Here is a 17,802-nt window from a genome sequence, read left to right on the forward strand (position 1 = left end):
AGTCCGAGAAATCGCGCAACTCCGCGCGGTCGTGGGGCGACCCCCAGTGCTCGCCACCGCTCTGTGGCGTCGTCTCGCGACGTTTATCGACCCCCGTGCGTTCACGCGTCGCCCGAGTCACCTGCGTCCGCAACGGCTTGGAGCGCGGTCAACTGTGCGGTCGGGTTAATCCCGCCGAGGAGGACTAACACGCTGAGGGCGTCCGCATCCGGCCGGGGGTCGTCGCCGTTCCGAACCTCCAGGCTCCCCGTCTGCTCTTCGATCCAGCCTTGGTTCTGACTAATCGCGTCTCGGTTGAGCCATGCCGGTCGCCCGGTGATAACGAGCAGGCCGCGGGACGCAGAGCCGATATCGCAGGAGAGCGTCAGCTGTCCGCGGACGGCTTCCCGCGTCTGTGTCGTGATTCGGTTGAGCGAGTCGATCTGGTCGACGGACTCGGCGTCGTCACCCACGAGTCGCTTGAGACGCCCCACCACGCTCGTATCGCGCGGCGGGAGCGGGCGCTCGGAGTACCCCAGCGTTGCGAGTCCGCCGCCGCGAAGCGTGTTCATAATCTCCGAGGCGTCGACGACGCTCGCGCCGACGTCGTCGGCGGTCGTGACCTCGCCCGCTGCGAAGAGCGTGCCGAGACGGCGTGCGAGCTCCGCGTTGAGCGTGTCGTACGCCTCGTCGGAGATCGGTTCGTCTTCGTTTTTGACCCACGCCGCCGTGTCGAAGCCGAAGACGTGGTCGGTCTTCGACACGAGTTGGCGGAGCGACCGCAACGTGTTCGACGCGTGCTGTTGGTCCGTCGTCGCCGTCGAGAAGATGCCGACGCCGTACACCGGCTGGTCGTACACCTCCGAGAGCCGCTCGGCGAGCACCGCGGCGGTCGGGCCGCCGGTCCCGCCGCCGAGACCGGCACAGACGACGAAGGCGTCGCTCGCTGCAATCGGCGCGTCGTCGGTCGGTTCGAGGAGTTTTCGATGCTCGTCTGCGGCGGCGGCAGCGCCGCGCTCGGCGTCACCGTCGAAGCCCTGTCCGTTGGTTTCGGTCGCACCGAACAGCGCGCGTGCGTCTTCGGGAATCAGCTCTAAGGCGTCGAGGTCGGCCGCGGTCGTATCGCAGGCGGCCGCGCCGCTGATGAAATCCGGGTTGCGCTGTCGTTCGTACTCCAGCAGTTGTTCGACGACTCTCCCTCCTGCCTTCCCTGCTCCAAAGCAGAACACGTTCATGTTGTCTGCTCTGCGACGTACCGAGCGAAAAAAATCCCGGTCTCTCGCGGCTTCGCGCGACGCCCCGTTGGACTCCGGGACGTGCCGGCGGTTCGGCTTTCAGCGTGAGCGTCGTCGGGGTTACACCGCACCGCCGGCGCCGTCCGGGCCGCTCGCCGCGTCGGTCGACTCGGCGTCTTCGCCGTGGACGAGTCGCGCCCAGACGACGAGTGCCGGCGGTAAGACGACGAGCGAGGCCACGTACGAGTACAGAATCGAGACCCCGGTCAGGAGTCCGAACTGGCCGAGAATCGGCGTAATCGCGATGACGAGCACGCCGATTCCGGTCACCGTCGTCAGCATACTGCCGGTGAGCGCGCCACCGGTCCCGCGCACCGAATCGGTCAGCGCAGCGAAGACGTCCGTGCCCTCGTCGTACTCCTCGGCGAACCGGTGGACGAGGTGCGCCGAGTAGTCGATACCGAGGCCGATCCCGATCGACAGGATCGTTCCGGTCATCACGTTGAACGGGATATCGAGATAGCGCATCGTCGCGGCGATCCCGGCGACGGTCACCATGATCGGGACCAGATTCACAATCCCGAGCGAGGGCCGGCCTTCGAGCAGGGTATAGATGATGATGAGGAAGACCGCGGAGCCGCCGAGCGCGAGCACGAGGCTGATGAACGCCGACTGCGCGATGACGTCCGAGACGGCCTTCAGTATCACGACGTTGCCGGTGGCCGTCGCCTTGACGCGGTAGCGGTCGGCGACCGCGCGCGTGTCTTCGGTCACGTCGGCCTGACTGGCGTCGGATTCGACCGCGTACTCGACGCGTGCGGAGGTGTAATCGTCGGTGATGTAGTTGAGCGCCTGACCGCGCGCAGGCGAGTCAAGGAGCTCGTCGTAGATCTGCTTGAGGTTGTCGTCGGGGATGCCGTTCGCGTCGCGGTCGTTCCGAGCGACGAGCGCCGCGAACTCGGGGTCCCGCTCCGCGTAGCTCTGGATGACGGTGATGATACTCGTCTCCCGCGCGTGGCCGTCGTCGACGACGAAGCTGTCGGGGGGGCTGTCTCCCGCCCGCCAGATGGATTCTAAGGTACCACCGTCCGTAAGCGACCCCTCGACGTACACCGTCGTGACGTCTTCCTCGCCGGTCTGGAAGTTGTCTTCGAGGAAGTTCGTCGTCTCGGTCACGGTGTAGTCACGCGGTTGTAGCTGTTGGGGGAACAGTTCGAGATACTCCGGGTTGTCCTCCGGCGGGAGGAACGAATCCTGCGTGAAGCGACTGTCGACGCCCGACCCGTAGTACCCCATCCACACGGTACTCACGACCAGCAGGACGAGGAACGCCTTCGGGGCGAGGCGCGCGATGTGAATCCCGACCGGGAGAATCTTCCCGAGGACCGAGTCTTCCGCACCGAGTGGTTCGGACCCGAACTCGGGGAAGCCGACCCGCTCTCGGAGGCTGTCGAGATACACCTTCGCCGCCGGCAGGAAGATGCCGAAGATGAAGAAGGTAAACACGATGCCGACAGCCGCGACGATACCGAAGTCGCGGATGGGCCCGAGTTCGCTCGACGCGTTGGCCGCGAAGCCGATGACCGTCGTTCCCGTCACGATAGTGAACGCGACGAGAAGTTGGTCGGTCGCCGTCCGCATCGACTCGTGGATGCCGAAGCCCTCGGTCCGCTCTTCGCGGTAGCGATTGATGGCGTGAATCCCGAAGTCGATGCCGACCGCGAGGAGAAGCGGCGGAACCGCGATGAGCATCTGTGAGAACGCGATTCCGGCCAAGCCCATGAAGCCGAACGTCCAGAGGACGGCCATCGCCAGCGAGATGACCCCGATCAGGAGGTCGATTGGGTCGCGGTACGCGAACACCAAGAAAAACAGGATCAAGACGACCGCCGCCGGCACGACGAGTGCGAGCGAATCGCCGATGACCGAGGAGAACTCCTCGGAGAGGATTCCGCTGCCGAACACCCGGATATCCCCGCCGACGGAGCCGACGATGAACTCGGCGTGGCGTTGAATCTCCGTCAGCGGGCTGTCGCCGCCCGTCCCGGCCGAGTCGGACACCTCCGTCGTGAGCGAGTGCGTGACGATGCCGATCGTCGCGGACGCCGACGCGGAACGCGCGTTGAAGTCCTCGCTCAGACTCGACCGAACCGACGGGTTTTGTTCGACGGCGACTTGGACTGCGCGGTCGATTTCCGTCGGCGTCGCCTGTTCGACGGCGTCGATCTCTTCGTCGATGGTTGTCGCCGAGGGGTCTATGGCTCTGGCGACGGCGCGGGCGACGCTCGTCGTCTGTACGACAGATAGCTCGGGATTGGCCTGCAACCGCTGTTGAGCCTTGAGCATCCTGAGTAGCTCGGGCTTCGACAGGACGTTCGATCCCGATTGGATGAGCTGTGTCGTACCGGTGTCTTCCTCGAACGTCACCCGCTCGAAGTTGTCGTTGACCTCTTCGAACGCTTGGTACGCGGCGACATCTTCGGTAAACTGACTGGTTCCAGACGAGGTTCCAGACTGTCCGAGTCCGGCGGAAAACCCCGCCGAAAGCAGTAAGAAGACGAGGAGCACCGTCTTCGGCTGGTCGACTATCCAGCCGTCGACGACGTCGATGTAGTGCTGGTAATCGATCTGGAGGTCCATTAGTTACTCGTCCGTGTTGAAGCGCCGCCAGCCGAACACACCGAGCACGCCGATAACGATGACTGCACCGACGATTAGCCCGACCGGGAGGCCGCCGCCCTCTGACTCGATTACTTCGATGGGCGTGGTGTACGTCTGGGAGACTTCCGTGTCACCGTCCGGCATCTCGTACTGGAAGTCGAACGAGACCGGGTAGCGCTTCGGCAGCGCGTTGGCCCCGGCGCTCAGCGCAATCGTGAACTCTTCGGATTCTCCCGGCGGGAGTTCGCTGATGATTCCCTCGTCGTTGCCGCTACTGAGCGGGTCGCTGACGAACGCCTTCGCTTCGATGTTCGTGAGCGGCTCGTCGCCGTTGTTGGTGACCCGAACGCGGAGCGCTCTCTCACTGCCCGCTTCGATGGTGTTGTTGGCGACCTCGACGACGAAGCGGTCCCGATGCGGCGCGATTTCGGCGTTGGTCGTGAGACTGTCGCTGACCCGCGTGTTGCCGCGGCTGTTGCGGTACGCCACCGAGAGGTTGAGCTGTTGGACGTTCGCGTTCGCGGCGTCACTCACGCCGACCTCGTACGAGAAGTCGGCGCTGTCGCCGGGTTCGAGGTCCGGCAGCGCGTACTCGGACGTCTCGACGTTGATGTTCGGGTTGTTCGAACTGAACCGGAGCACCGGGTCGTCGACGCGTTTCGGCCCGTTGTTGATGACCGTCCCCGAGACCGTTCCGTCCGCGCCGACACGGAGGTTCGTAGAGACGTTTTCGAGGGCGAAGCTCTGTTCTTCAGCGGCGGTGACGCCGATGTTCAGCGTTCGCGACGTTCGAGCGATGCCGTCCGTATCGGTGTAGTCGACGTCGAGATTAACGGTGTAGCCGCGAACCGTTGCGTCCTCGGCGAGCGATACCGTGTAGTTGACCGTCCGACGTTCGCCGACGGCCCAGCGGCCGACCTGCGCGGTCGAACTCGCCGAGCCCGTCCCGAACGTGAGTTCGTCGCTCCGCGAGGTCGCCGTGACGCTCGCTTCGGTCGCGGCGCGGGTGCCGGTGTTTTCGATCGTCACGGAGAGGTCGCCGGTGTTCCCGACCTGCGCCGTCGACGACGTCTCGACGACTTCGAACCGTGGCTGGTCGCGCACGCGAACCGTCACGTAGTGGGTTCTCGTCCGCGTGTTGTCCGTGTACTCGGCCCCCGACGGGTCGTAATCGACGAGTCGGGTGTACGTGTACGACACCTCGACCGGGATTCGATACGTCCCGGGGGTCGCGTTCTCGGAGACCGTGATATCTATCGGCGAGAGGTCGACGGTCCCCATCGGGACGTTTCCAGCGCCGATTGTGCCGGTGTTAATCTCGACCGGGGCGTCCCCCGGGCGTGCCTCGACCGTGACGCCACGGGCCGTTGTCACGCGACTCTCGTATCGTTCCGGACCCGATTGGTCGATCTCACCGTTGTTTTGGAGCGTGAGCCTGAGCTGGGACTGCGTTCCGGGCTCGAACTCACTCGTCGACGTGAAGACGTCGATGTCGGGAGAGCCGTACACTTGCCCCGAACTCGCGGTCTGGGCGACGACTGGAGCGACCATCGAGGTAGTCAGCAGGGAGACGAGACAGAGAGCGAGTAGCGTAGAACGAACTGTGTTCCTGTACATCAGTACGTTTCAGACGTGTGATGGAGGGAAGTGATTTGACAAGACGCTCTGAGTAAAACCTGTGTATACATCTCTACTAACAGTAGAGACACACAACTAATATCTTTTGTGGACACCGGTCGGTGAATCAACAAGAAGCCCCTCGTTTGACGGGGTCAATCACGTCAAACGAGCGGTTATCGGGGACCCGTACTGACCGATGACGGAATCCAAACGAAAAACTAGATTCTCAACTGACCTGTGGGCCGCCTGCAGGCGTTTGAGGATGGTGACTGTGACAGAAAGTACTTACTGCCGGACCAGATAGTCAGGGGTATGTGTCCACGGACCCGCTCGATACGAACATTATCTGTTATTTTCTTGTTGATTCTCGGCCTCATGGTGATTCCCGGCGGTGCAATCGCGGTGTCTGCGTCGGAATCGACAGACGAGTCGGTGCGGTTCGCGGACGCCCAACGGATCGAACAGCAAGGCGACTTCGTAAAGCGCACGCTCGTCCTCAACAACACCGACGAAGCCAGACTCCAGATCGCATCTGCGGAAGGTGACTTCTCGGCGACCGTCTCGGCGACCGACGGCTCCGGCGACGGCGCTGTCACCGTGGTGTTCGACACGCGAAACGCAAACGACCCCGACGCCGCCTTCCGCACGGCGGACGCAAACGACACTATCTCGGTCCTCACTCGGCCGAGCGCGACCGCCCCGGAGACGCTCCCGACCGGACGGTACAACGTCATCGCCTCCGCCGGCCAGACCCGGATTGCGGACCGTCTCTGGATTGAGCCCCCATCGGTCCGGGGGAGCGCGGCGTGTTCGGTACCGGCCACTCAGCAACCCGATACCATCGACTGTACCGATAGATCACGCGAGGGTGGGTCCCCCGTCGTTGCCGTCGGCGACGACGCGGTCGTGCAGTACCGTGTGAGTGGGCTCGAAAGCTCCGTTCAACGCCCCGCTCCCGGCACGCGGTCGGTGTTCGCGCGTAACGCGTCCACAGGCGCGCACACGACACACGTTGTACAGTGGTCGCCACAGGCGGACGTTCGGACGAGTCAAACGCTCCGAGTCAACTACCGAGAGGGGAGGTCGCCGTCCCTGCACAGCTCGCGGTTAATCGACCACATCGGGATTGATACGGATGCCGACGGTGAGATCGACCGGTCGCTCAGAACCGCAGTCAACCGGTATCAGGTCACGTCCACCGGCGGGCTCACAGTCGCGTTCGACGAACCGATATCAGTCGCAGACAACGAGACGCTGCTGTTCGAATACCACGTCGTCAACCCCCGTACGGAAGGTGTGACCGACGCCTCGGTGTCGTTCGGAGGCGAGACCGTCCACAGTAGTCTCGAATACGCACCGAGTGGTCTCGGTAACGTGGGCCCCGGTGTCGACCTCCGGGTTGAGAGCTCCGAGATGGATCTCATCTCCCCACAGACGGTGTTCGATGTCGCATACGACGCGGAGACCGACACGCTCAACGTCGTCGCCGACTCCACGCGCTTGGAAACCGGGACGTACAACGTGACAGCCGTCATCGACACCGACATCCACGCCGACGGCGACCGGGTCGTACTGACCGAGGCGTTCACGGTCGCCGAACCGTCGGTGGACAACCTCTCGGCCACCATGGCCGGCACGAAGCTCAACGTCTCGGCGCAGACCAACCTCGCTCCACAGACCAAGATGGACATCGACCTCACGATGTCACAGGAGGGCACCACGTATTTCTCACGGTGTCTGACGACGGTCGGTCAGAACGGTGTCGTCGCCTGTGACTTCACACCGCCAAGAACTGGGACCGCGAACGTCTCGATTAGCTACAACGACACGGTCGTCGCGGGACCGAAAGAGATCGAGATCGAATCGAACGTGACCACTCGCGGGTAACGCCTACTTCCGGGCACTACCGGCCACTCGCGACTGAAGTCGTGACTTGCCCGCAGACTCTCGGTCTGACTCGTCTCGGCGGTCGTGGTCTCCGTTCTTGCGTCTCGTCGACCTGTCGAGGATGAGGCGGCTCTCGCCGTGGCCGTTCTTGTCGTGTCGTTGTCGGTGGTCTGAGGTCGATACCCCGCTGGAGCCCGTTTTTCGGTCGCCTTTCTCCGAGAGTTGACGGGCATCGTTCGCCTAACTTCACCTGTTACGTGCGCGCGAGGGATTGCGTCCCGAACGCCAAGTGGGAGACGGGAACGGGGACAGCGACCAAACATGCAATAGAAACAGAAAGCATTTACCAAGGCCGCTTATATCGTTCTACCGTACCCCTGCCCATCCCCCGCTAGTAGGGATCCGCGTTATAGCGAACTGCGCGGAAAATACTGGCGCTACAAGTACACTATGACAAAGCTCAAAGATCAAACGCGTGCGATACTTCTCGCCACGCTGATGGTAACTTCCGTCTTTGCGGGAGCCATCGCGTTCACGGGAAGTGCCGCCGCGGAGCGTGGAAACCTCGACGCTGACAGCGAATCGTTCAACAAGACAATCCAATCCGGCGACCGCGTCTTCCTCGGTGAGGAGATTAGCACCGACGCCGGCCTCGGTGCTTCGAATCCGCTTCTGACGGGTACCGCGGGCAACTCGGAAGGTGTCTCTCTCGACCTTTCCTCGCCCATCCCGCAGACTACGGAGAACCAGCCGCTTGGCACGTACGACGTTGACGGCTCTGGCTCCGCCACGACCCCCAACGTCACGCTGCTGGCGCCGCGCATCACTGACAGCGAAATCCTGACGTCCTCCGGTGGCGACGTCACCGGCTCCGCTATCAGCTCCAGCGACGCTGGTAACCTCTACGTCAACGCTGACTACAACTACGAGTCGGCCGAGAAGGTCGAAGTGACCGTCGAAGACCCGAGCGGAACGGACATCACCAACGAGGTCCTGAGCGGCACGGACACCTTCGTTGACGACGGCTCGATTGGCAGCACCTCGTCGACCGGCGGTGGCGTCGGCATCGACATGTCCGATCAGGACGCTGGCGAGTACACGATCATCCTCGAAGGCGCTGAAGACCTCGACTTCGGTGACGCTACTGAAACGATGACCCTCACGATCTCGTCGCAGGACGAGATCGGCATCGAACTCGACAGCGAATCCGTGACGCAGGGTACTGACGTTCAGTACACCGTCACGAACGGCATCGACGGCAACGAGCACGTTGTCGCTATGGACCTCTCCGACCTCCAGAACGACGCCACGACGGAACAGGCCAAGGAGGTCTTCCGTAACATCGGCGACACCTCGGAAGTCGGCATCGCGAACAGCAGCGCTACGAACACGAGCGGCTCCTCCACGGGCCCGACCGTTGAGACCGCTGACATCGCGTACGCAGTCGTCGAAATCGACGGTGCGAGCGCCGTTGGCGGGATTGAAACGCAGTACCTCGACGACAGCGAAGTTGACCTCGAAGTCTACGACGCTGGCGTGAGCGCGACTGCAGCAGTCGGCCAGGACGCGACGAACGACATCACGCTCACCATCGAAGAAGGCGGTACGACGCTTTCGAGCCCGACCGGTCAGTACGTCGTTGGCTCGGAAGTCGACATTAACGGGACGGCTACCAGCTCCGACAGCGTCGCAATCTACGTCCGCGACGATGGCGACTGGCAGCTCCTCGAAATCGGTGGCGACAACGAAATCAGTGTCGACTCCGACGACACGTTCGAAGAGGAAGACATCGCGCTCTCGGGGCTCTCCGGCGACGGTAGCAGTATCCTGTCGCTGACGGGTACCTACCGCATCGGTGTCATCGACGCGTCGGACGCTGACGTTGGCGGCGACGGTTCCGTCGACGACTCGCTTACGACGTCCGAATTCACCAGCGGTGTGAGCAGCAGTAACTCGATTCGTGTGACCGACCAGGCCCTTACGGGTCAGTTCACCACGATCAACGGTCAGGTCGCTCCTGTCGAGACCGGCACGGTTGACATCAACGGTACCGCCTCCGGTGCCAACTCCGTCCTCGTCATCTTCGTCGACGAGCGCGGTAACGTCAACTACCAGGAAGTGAGCGTTGACAGCGACGGTACCTACGACGAGGACGACATCACTGTCGGCCTCACGCAGGGCCGGGTCACCGCCCACATCCTCTCGGTCGGTCGCGACAGCGCTATCGGTGACGGCTCGCTGCCGTCCGGCCCGAGCAACGGCGCAACCCTCAACGACCTGACGGGCTACCTCGACACGCTCGACCAAAACAACAACAACGGTGAGCAGATCAACGAGCTCATCGCCTCCGAAACGGTTGACGAGACGGCGAGCGACGACCTGATCGTCACCGAGACGTTCCGTCTGGCCGAGTCCTCGACGTCCATCGACTCGATCTACCCGGACGCCGCTGAAGCGGCTGGCATCAACCCGGTCGCAACCGGTGAAACGATGGTCATCGCTGGCTCGACGAACCTCAAGCCGGACGACAACACCATCAGCATCGAAGTGACGAATGAAGACGGCACGTCCGTCGCACTCGAAGACACTGACGAGTGGAACAACGACGGCCAGTGGATGGTCGAAATTGACACCACTGACTTCGAGACGGGTACGTTCACCGTGGAAGCCGACGACGGCGACAACACGGACACCGTGAACGTCGAAGTCGTCTCCGAGCGTGAGGACACCACGACGTCCTCCGACAACGCGACGGACACGACGACGACCACGGACGGACCCACGGAAACCACGACGACCGCAGAGCCGACTGAGACCACCGAAGAGCCGACTGAGGAGACCACCACGTCCTCCAACACGCCCGGCTTCGGTATCGCAGTCGCTCTCGTCGCACTCGTCGGCGCGGCCCTTCTCGCACTCCGCCGCGAGAACTAACGCCGCCACCACTCCTCGTCACTCCGACGAGGACGTGACAACAGCAGACGAGTAATCGCCGGACTCGTTCCGGTCTTTTATTTTCTTTCCCTACTCCACCGAGAGACATCTCCGAGAGACCGCCATCGCTTCGCACGGAACTCAGCGACCGCTGGTGTGCAGACTCAGGGTCGTGCCGAGCGAGACGACTCGTTGCGGCCTTCCGGTGAAACGGGGGTGAATCCGGACGCCTGTGCAACCCGGTTCTGCGAAACGCGTCGTGCGACAGGAAGCCGTCGAGAGCTCAGAGTTCCTCGACCGGTAGCCAGAACGCAGAGGACGTACGGTACTCGAAAACAGTGCAGCGCCGGCCGTGCAAAGCAGGCCGTCTCACTCGGTGACAGGGAGGCTACCCGTGAGGAGCTGTAAGAACGCCTCGGCAAACGTCGTTTTTGCGCTCCAAATCGCGATTTCGGGCGCTGATCGATTGCTGTGGACGCTCAGCAGGAAACTATCCGAATCAACGAGTAGCAACCGGACCGCGTGCTCACTTTTGGACTGTTGTGGCGGGACCGACACGCTGGACACACACTCGGTCTCCCTCCACGGCTCTGCGATCTCTTGGCCGTTATTCTGGAGCAGGAGTACTGGGACCCCCCGAGAACAGCACGACCGGACCGAACTCAGGAGTTCGGCATCCGGATGCGCGAGGTCCTTGGCACCGTAGATCACTCGCGCTTCGGCTTCGTCGATGAGTTGACTGGCCCGGCCGATAATCGCCGGAGTACCCGTAATGGTCCACACGTCTTCGCTCTGTTCAGCCGACGGTGCTGTCTGCCGCTCGAGCGTCTCAAGCCGGTCGAACGCCGTGTCGCGCTTGGACTCGAACTCACGGCTGAGTTGAGACTCGACCTCGGACAGCGAGATGGGTTGGAAGACCTGTGGGTTGGCCCGTTGAACGCTGATGAACCCTCGCGATTGTAACTCTTTGGCCGTCGTGTACACCTGTGACCGAGGCACGTCCGACGTCTTTGCGACCTCACGCGCCGTCCCTTCCCCGAGTTCGATAAGCGCAGTAAACACGCGGGCCTCATATGTAGATAGACCGAGTTCGATGAGTGCATCAATCGCTTCGCTGTTATCCATGGATAGACTACCCCTCGGTGACTGGTAGCGGTTTGGGTACTTGTCTCCGGTGGTTCAATCTATCGCCGGATGGGCTCTCACGAGGGCAGTGGGGAGGTGGTGCCGTGATTGCCAATTCGCCGGACGTGGTGCGGTGAACGTCTATACGCCAAGCGCGGCGAACGGCTTCCGCGCTACGACCGTGTGCGAACACACCCGCTTGGGTTTCCACGCGCGGTTCTCGCACCCACAAGTCTCACGGGCCGTCTGTATATCCCGGCACCGACCGCGGAGAGCGACCCCCGTCGGGGTGAGCGAAGTCGGGCGGGTCGGTAACCGAGATAGAGGTGCCTGAGATGTGAGTTGAGACCGAAATAGATTAGTATCGATGGCTTTGATGAAAAGAAAGGTTGGCGCTAAGCCAGCCTCTGTATGGGCAGTCATCAGTTTCGACCCGACCAGGTGTGTTAGTGGCCGGTTGTTCGATGACTGTATATGCGGGTAATCGTGTAGATTTGCGTACTCGCAACGACAGGCCAGTAACATTCCACCTTGGACAGGTGGCTCCCGACTTCGGGACCGTCTTGGCCCGCGCTCTTGGAGTCACCTCTGTTGGTCCCCCTCCGAATTTCAACGATGATAGCTGGGTGTGTAGATTTATCTTCGAAACGCTCGCTGGCTAGTGTATCCGAACATGGACTCCAAGCACGTGGGTTGGGCGGCCGCGGTTCTCCTGGTACTTTCTTTTACTGCCGGGGTAAGCGCCGCAGCGGAGCCACCAACGACAACTGGAGACGCAGCTATCGACGTCCCCGACACACACCGGCAGGTCGGGCAGAACAATTCGACTGGCCTCTCAGAGCCGAACCTGACGGTGGTCATCGACAACCGAACTGTCGCCGACGGTGACACGATTACGACCGACGATAACCCCACACTCACAGTCCGAGCAAACGGTTCGGCACCGATCGACTTGCTGGTCGTCCGCGTCGATGGAGACAGCAGACGGATATATACGCCGAACAGCACCGCGGTCAACGAAACGGCGACGCTCGATGTGAACGCCGGTGAGCACGCGCTGGAGGTGCTCGTCCAGTCGAACGGGCGGACCACCGCCCACCGGGCGACGATAATCGAGGATTCGATCGCTCCGGCGATAGTGTTCTCGTCGCCGTTCCGGACGGGCAACACCAGTATCTACGACCGCCCCGAGAACAACTACACGATCAATCGGTCGCAGATCCAACTCGATGGGACGCTTCACGACCACTCTGATGTCGAGCAGGTAACCATCGAGCTACGCTATCACGGACAGGGTATCGATGCCCCCTGGGGGTTCCGAAAACGAATCGTGATCGACGACCCGAACACGTCGATTTCCAAATCACTTCGGCTGGGACCGTTCAACGAGCAAGTGGGTGCCGGCCAAAACAGCCTCAAAATCACGGCACTCGATTCGCGCGGCCATCGCCGTCACTACAATGTCAACCTCTACGTTGAGGACGAGGACCCACCGTCGATCGAGATACTCGACCAGCGTCTGATAAACACGCGCTCGGCAATTCGGTTGACGATTCGGGTGACGGATCAGGTCGGCATCCGCTCGGTCGGTGTTCGTCGAGGGTCGGCCGACGGGTCGGGGTTGAACTACGAGATTCAGCCGAAGCCAGTCGGGGCACGCCCTATCGAGCACACGTTCACGAAGACGATTCCGCTCGCAGGAGACAGCCGAAACATCACCATCGTTGCGGATGACGGCACCGAGAACGCGACGAAACGCGAAATTGAGGTGGACCACACGCAGCTCGTGCGACCGGCGATTGAGGTCCGACCAGATACGCTTCGGGTCAGCGATAACCGCGTCCACGTCGAAGGCCGCGTGTACGATGGCCGCGTGACCAGCGTGTACGCCGAGACGGTCGGCCCCACTGGCAACACCATCGACCTCGCTCAGATATACGGTGGGGGTGTGACCAGCGCCGTTACGTTCAACGAGACACTCCAACTGGATAGCTACCCGGCACGCGTCCGGATCCGCGCAACCGACTCGACCGGGAGGGAACACATCGAGTCGGTCCAAGTCGCACAGCCAAATGCGACGGCCGACCCGGAGACCGCGTCGACGACGAGCCCGGATAGCACGGTGCGGACAAACACGCCGTTACCCGGTGTCCCGTCGGAGTCTTCGTCGCAGGGGCTTCTCGGAACACTCGTTGAGGCGGTCAGAAACTTGGTTTCAACAACTGCCACCGGTGAGTCCCTCGAGGTGTAACTTCTCGGGGAACGCCGAGGGCTGGGCCCGTGGTCCGTTCGATATTCGTCCACCACCCCGCGAGCGGTCGTTCGACGTGAAGTGCTGATTCGTTCAGTGGTGACAAATCTATTATACATCCTCATTTTGAATACGTCTACCACATGCCCTCCGACACGGAGCCGCCGCGGACCGTACTCATGCTACTGTGTCTCGTTGCGGTCGGTGTGGGACTGACACCACTTGCGACCGCAAGCATGGGTGTCGCCTCCAACAACGATGCAGAACCGACACCGCCGGATGCAGACGTTCCGGACCATACGCTGGCTCAAGCCCAACTGTCGTCGACCACGGACACGGCGACCGAGACAGCGAACACGACGACCACGCCCACGCCCACGACCACGTCGACACCGTCACAGACACCAAACACGACAGCCACCGCCACGCGAACTCCCACGCGGACGGCGTCTGCAACACCAAACACGACAGCTACCGCCACACGGACGACTGGTCCGGGGACGGCCGACGCGCCACAGGGGCTTACCGTTGCAGGGCTTTCGGCACCGGAACGACTTCGACCGACGGAACCGTACACCGTGACCGCGACGGTCCGCAATCCCGCTAACGAGACGCGCTCGGAGCGGATTGAATACGTCTTTTCCGGGTCGACGATCACAAACCGAACGGTTCGGTTGGCCGGTGGTGCGTCGCGCGAGGTCCAGTTCGAACTGACGGCGAGCGGGCAGTTGACCGGCACGGAGACGGTTTCGACGGGGACGTACGTCCACGGCGTTCGTAACGCGTCGGGAGCGGGTATCCCGCGCTACCTGCGTGTGACACCCGACGTCGACCTCGCGATTGAAGCGTTTCAAGCGCCTGCGACGGCACCCAGCGACCGCGAATTTGTCGTCCTAGCGACCGTCTCGAACCCGGCCGAGACAACGATCACGCGTGATGTCGCCTATCGCTTCGCTGGAACGACGATCAGCGAGAAAACCATCACCGTCGGGAGCGGCGAGCAACGGCGGGTCGCATTCGCAGTCACGACCGAGCGGGTCGAGGCCGCAGGTGACATCCTCCCCGTCGTGAACGACCGGGCTTCCCGTACCGCAGGTGGGATATTTGCTAGTCTACGACACGACCTGTTCTCGCGGTGCAAAGCAACCGCTCTCTGAGTCGAACAGGTGTACCGATGGCTGTGCCACACAGCCGTTACTCCTATCCTCACCGTGAGGACTCGGAGTTATCTTCTGACGCATATTCTCCGCCCCGTTGCAATCCGCGTTTCCGACCAACCCACACGACGAGCAGACGTACAACCCACGATGTTTCCGGTTCCCTTTCGTGTCGTCTCCACACCGTGAACACGTCTTCGAGGTGTCCCACTCGTTCTCTTTCAGCACCTCAACGCCACGAATCTTACCTTTGTATTCGAGGTACTGGTAGATGCGGTCGAACGCCCACGTATGCAACTTCTTGTTGCCAGTCTTGCCCCAGTCAGAGTCACGAACGTCTTCAGGCCAGCTCACTGCAAGCGTACCAACACCGCGCTCGGCACACTCTGTGATGATAGTGTCCGTCAGTGTATGGTAGAAGTGCGTTTCGCGCTCTGCGAGTTTCCGACGTGCCCACATCAACCTCTCGGACGGGCCATTCTCACCTTCTGTGTCGTACTCAGCACGCGTGAAGTAGTGCTTGTCCTGTTTGAGCGAGTTGCCGGGGTAGAGAACGTATTCATCGGAGAAAGCGACCGTGGCGATGTTCTTGATGCCGAGGTCGATTCCTGCCACCTTGTCGCCTGCTGAGTCGTTGGTTTCGAGACTGACTTTGCAGACGAAGTGCAGTTCCCATTCGTCGCCGTTCCAGACGGCGCGAACGTTCTGCACCGATTCAACTTCCGAGAGGTCAACGTCCGGGCGAGTCTGGTACTCACAGAGGATGAAATCCGAGAAATGCTCTTTGAGGTTCGAGCCTTTGCTGAGTCGAACCCGATTGTTCTCGGGGTCGTGTTTGAATCCGTCTGCTTTGAACGTGACCGTGGAACGTGGCCGTTTGTCGCCGTGTTTTCGGTAGCCGGGCGGATTCGACTTCGAGTCTTTGTGTCGCAGGTCGAACCATGACTGGAAAGCGTCAGAAAGTTCTTCGATGACTTTCTGACTGGATTGTGCGTTCAAGTCTTTCCAGCACGCTTGGTTCTTCATGTACGATTTGAGCGAACCTTCGTTTGGGATTTTGCCAACCTCGTCCCACACGCGGTCTGCTGTCCATCGTGCGACGTTCCAGATTTTCGAGGCAGAATCTCCGAGCGAGTCGAGGCCATCGCAGACCTGTTGGTGGTTCTGGATGGAACCAACGTAGGTGCGAGTGACCTGAATCGCCATACATAGCCTATGTAGGAAGATTTAGTTAATCCTACGGATTGGCGTGGAATATCCAGCCTGCCATCGACGGTGGACTGCGTAGGAAGTGTCGGATTCACTCCCGCCGTAAACGGCGGGATTCTCTCCTCGAAGACAGATTCACTCCCGCCGTAAACGGCGGGATTCTCTCCTCGAAGACAGATAGCCTTATCCAGCGAGGTCGGACCTACGACCACAGTATCGAGACCGCTGGTGGGGCAACCGTCAGCGATGCGATTCGACTGCGAAGCGAACCGAGTGCACGCGCGGCGGCGCTCACGACACGGGACGTGCAACTCCTGAGCGACCTTCGGGAAGATACCCGATACACGGTCGCGGTTACGGTCAGGAACGTCGGAACAACTGCTTTCGACGGGCAGTTCGTCTACCGCCTCAACGGAACCGCCGTTGCGACGCAGAGTCGTAACATCCCGTCTGGCCAACAGCGGACCATCAGCTTCGAAATCGCCTACGCCGACATCGAGCGGGCGGCTCAGCCCCTTTCGACGCGCACGTCGACACAGTCACTCACCGTGGGGAACGCGTCGCTGGCCAGCGAGGATGTTACGGTCCACGGACGCATCGCGGACACGGACAGGCGCACAGAGTCTCCGACGCCTCGACAGGCGGCCAACTTCACCGACGACTCGGAGGAAGACCCCGAAGCGTCTCGTGCGACGTGCGAACGAGGATTTTTCAGTCGATGTGGCGAAAAACTATTGACCAGATGACACTGACGCTTATCGGCACGCTCAGCTCTGTCGTCGCGATTCTCTACGAAATGCTCTCGGGGACCTAACCAATGGCGCGAGGTCTCCCTGCGCTCTGGAGTTCGGTTTTCGGGCTCCCGCTCGTCGCCGCCGGGGCGTATCTGTCCGGATTCGTCGCGGAGCTGTCGGGCGGCTCACAGACCCAGTCATCGCCGGCCGCTGGGCTCATCATCGCCGTCTTCGGGCTGTTCATCCTCGCGATGGGGTGGTACGTGCATTTCGTGACGGCTCCGGAAACACCCCAGATGCGAGCCGACGAGCACCTCGTCGAGACGCGGAATCCCGCACAACGAAGCGCGCTCGCGGAAGCCGCGCTCGCCGTGCCCCTCCTCTCCCTTGGAGGGTATCTGCTGTATTTCACGCACCGCCCGCTGTACCAGCCGACGATTGCGTTCGGAGGCGGCCTGTTTTTGTTCTCCAGAGGAATCTATCGCTACTGGCAGAACACGCTTACCACCTACTCCTTGACGAATCAACGCGTAATCGAAGAGTACCGATTTATCTCGTTGTTGCGAAACGAGGTGCCGCTTGAGAAGGCTCGTGGCGTCGAGGAGACCCGTTCGGCGTGGGATTCACTGTTCGGGCTGGGGAACGTCAGGATTCGGTCCGGGGCAAGCGGCGGTCTCACGGTTGCCGTCGAGCAAGTGTACGACCCCGCCGACTTTGCCGGACAGGTCCGCCGGGAACTCTCCTCGGGAAGCGAGCAGACAGCGGCCGCTCAGGAGCCAACGGCTGAGGCGCGTGCTGACGGTGTGGCTCCGCCCTCGGCTGACGCGGGGGCCGAACGGGAGCGGTCCGTGGACTCCACCGAGTCGGCCACGGGCGACGCGACCGACAGCGAATCAGAGGCGGTATCGGCGGACCGGAGCCCCGATACGGACGAAACCGCGTGATGCCCGTCGGAAGCATCCGTCGCGGACTGCGTTGAGCAGTTTGGGTGGAGGAGAGGGGGAGGGGAA

General features: G+C 61.9%; 12 protein-coding genes. 6 read left to right on the plus strand and 6 right to left on the minus strand.

Annotated elements, in window-relative coordinates; genetic code table 11:
- Window positions 1-101: 101 nt before the first annotated feature.
- The 3 genes from cetZ6 to HVO_RS14650 form a co-directional block, all read right to left on the minus strand.
- Window positions 102-1,214 (minus strand): tubulin-like protein CetZ6, encoded by a 1,113-nt coding sequence (gene cetZ6, locus HVO_RS14640; protein WP_004041953.1) that lies wholly within the window; start codon window positions 1,212-1,214, stop codon window positions 102-104.
- A 120-nt stretch (window positions 1,215-1,334) separates the two neighbouring features.
- Window positions 1,335-3,854, minus strand: coding sequence for an efflux RND transporter permease subunit (locus HVO_RS14645; RefSeq protein ID WP_004041954.1), 2,520 nt, complete (start codon window positions 3,852-3,854; stop codon window positions 1,335-1,337).
- A 3-nt stretch (window positions 3,855-3,857) separates the two neighbouring features.
- Complete coding sequence (locus tag HVO_RS14650; RefSeq protein WP_069641600.1) at window positions 3,858-5,426, minus strand: COG1361 S-layer family protein; 1,569 nt, start codon at window positions 5,424-5,426, stop codon at window positions 3,858-3,860.
- A 426-nt stretch (window positions 5,427-5,852) separates the two neighbouring features.
- Between HVO_RS14650 and HVO_RS14655 the strand changes: the two genes are divergently transcribed.
- Together HVO_RS14655 and csg are read left to right on the plus strand one after the other, a co-directional pair.
- Window positions 5,853-7,382 carry a DUF7827 domain-containing protein gene (locus HVO_RS14655; RefSeq protein ID WP_049914806.1) on the plus strand — a complete coding sequence of 510 codons (1,530 nt, stop codon included), beginning with the start codon at window positions 5,853-5,855 and terminating at the stop codon, window positions 7,380-7,382.
- Between the two features lie 450 nt (window positions 7,383-7,832).
- The gene (gene csg, locus HVO_RS14660) at window positions 7,833-10,316 is read left to right on the plus strand and encodes an HVO_2072 family ArtA-dependent S-layer glycoprotein (protein ID WP_013035656.1); all 2,484 of its coding nucleotides are present in this window, start codon (window positions 7,833-7,835) and stop codon (window positions 10,314-10,316) included.
- 369 nt (window positions 10,317-10,685) lie between these two features.
- On the opposite strand, the gene HVO_RS14665 is transcribed toward csg, so the two are convergent.
- Entirely contained in the window at window positions 10,686-11,441 is a 756-nt protein-coding gene (locus tag HVO_RS14665) for a TrmB family transcriptional regulator (RefSeq protein ID WP_004041957.1), read from the minus strand.
- A gap of 673 nt (window positions 11,442-12,114) precedes the next feature.
- On the opposite strand from HVO_RS14665, the gene HVO_RS14670 reads away from it, so the two are divergent.
- The gene (locus tag HVO_RS14670; protein ID WP_004041958.1) at window positions 12,115-13,692 is read left to right on the plus strand and encodes a hypothetical protein; all 1,578 of its coding nucleotides are present in this window, start codon (window positions 12,115-12,117) and stop codon (window positions 13,690-13,692) included.
- A 307-nt stretch (window positions 13,693-13,999) separates the two neighbouring features.
- Here the strand turns inward: HVO_RS14670 and HVO_RS21020 are convergent, their stop codons facing one another.
- Window positions 14,000-14,173 (minus strand): hypothetical protein, encoded by a 174-nt coding sequence (locus HVO_RS21020; protein ID WP_161606676.1) that lies wholly within the window; start codon window positions 14,171-14,173, stop codon window positions 14,000-14,002.
- Between the two features lie 97 nt (window positions 14,174-14,270).
- Here HVO_RS21020 and HVO_RS14675 point away from each other — a divergent pair, with 97 nt between their 5' ends.
- On the plus strand, window positions 14,271-14,849 hold the full coding sequence (locus HVO_RS14675) for a hypothetical protein (protein ID WP_013035595.1): 579 nt from the start codon (window positions 14,271-14,273) through the stop codon (window positions 14,847-14,849).
- Here HVO_RS14675 and HVO_RS14680 read toward each other — a convergent pair.
- On the minus strand, window positions 14,805-16,055 hold the full coding sequence (locus HVO_RS14680; RefSeq protein ID WP_004041959.1) for an RNA-guided endonuclease InsQ/TnpB family protein: 1,251 nt from the start codon (window positions 16,053-16,055) through the stop codon (window positions 14,805-14,807). The genes HVO_RS14675 and HVO_RS14680 overlap by 45 nt on opposite strands.
- 38 nt (window positions 16,056-16,093) lie before the next feature.
- Between HVO_RS14680 and HVO_RS14685 the strand changes: the two genes are divergently transcribed.
- Both HVO_RS14685 and HVO_RS14690 read left to right on the plus strand, forming a co-directional pair.
- Complete coding sequence (locus tag HVO_RS14685) at window positions 16,094-16,804, plus strand: hypothetical protein (RefSeq protein ID WP_236995465.1); 711 nt, start codon at window positions 16,094-16,096, stop codon at window positions 16,802-16,804.
- Window positions 16,805-16,875: 71 nt separating this feature from the next.
- Window positions 16,876-17,736 (plus strand): PH domain-containing protein, encoded by an 861-nt coding sequence (locus HVO_RS14690; protein ID WP_004041961.1) that lies wholly within the window; start codon window positions 16,876-16,878, stop codon window positions 17,734-17,736.
- Window positions 17,737-17,802 lie beyond the last annotated feature (66 nt).

It is taken from the genome of Haloferax volcanii DS2, from assembly GCF_000025685.1.
Taxonomy (GTDB): domain Archaea; phylum Halobacteriota; class Halobacteria; order Halobacteriales; family Haloferacaceae; genus Haloferax; species Haloferax volcanii.

Excerpts from the sequence above, each read along its gene's own strand:
- HVO_RS14670 (WP_004041958.1), top strand. The coding sequence starts at position 12,115 with ATGGACTCCAAGCACGTGGGTTGGGCGGCCGCGGTTCTCCTGGTACTT.
- cetZ6 (WP_004041953.1), bottom strand. The coding sequence starts at position 1,214 with ATGAACGTGTTCTGCTTTGGAGCAGGGAAGGCAGGAGGGAGAGTCGTC.
- csg (WP_013035656.1), top strand. The coding sequence starts at position 7,833 with ATGACAAAGCTCAAAGATCAAACGCGTGCGATACTTCTCGCCACGCTG.
- HVO_RS14680 (WP_004041959.1), bottom strand. The coding sequence starts at position 16,055 with ATGGCGATTCAGGTCACTCGCACCTACGTTGGTTCCATCCAGAACCAC.
- HVO_RS14645 (WP_004041954.1), bottom strand. The coding sequence starts at position 3,854 with ATGGACCTCCAGATCGATTACCAGCACTACATCGACGTCGTCGACGGC.
- HVO_RS14650 (WP_069641600.1), bottom strand. The coding sequence starts at position 5,426 with ATGGTCGCTCCAGTCGTCGCCCAGACCGCGAGTTCGGGGCAAGTGTAC.
- HVO_RS14665 (WP_004041957.1), bottom strand. The coding sequence starts at position 11,441 with ATGGATAACAGCGAAGCGATTGATGCACTCATCGAACTCGGTCTATCT.
- HVO_RS14690 (WP_004041961.1), top strand. The coding sequence starts at position 16,876 with ATGGCGCGAGGTCTCCCTGCGCTCTGGAGTTCGGTTTTCGGGCTCCCG.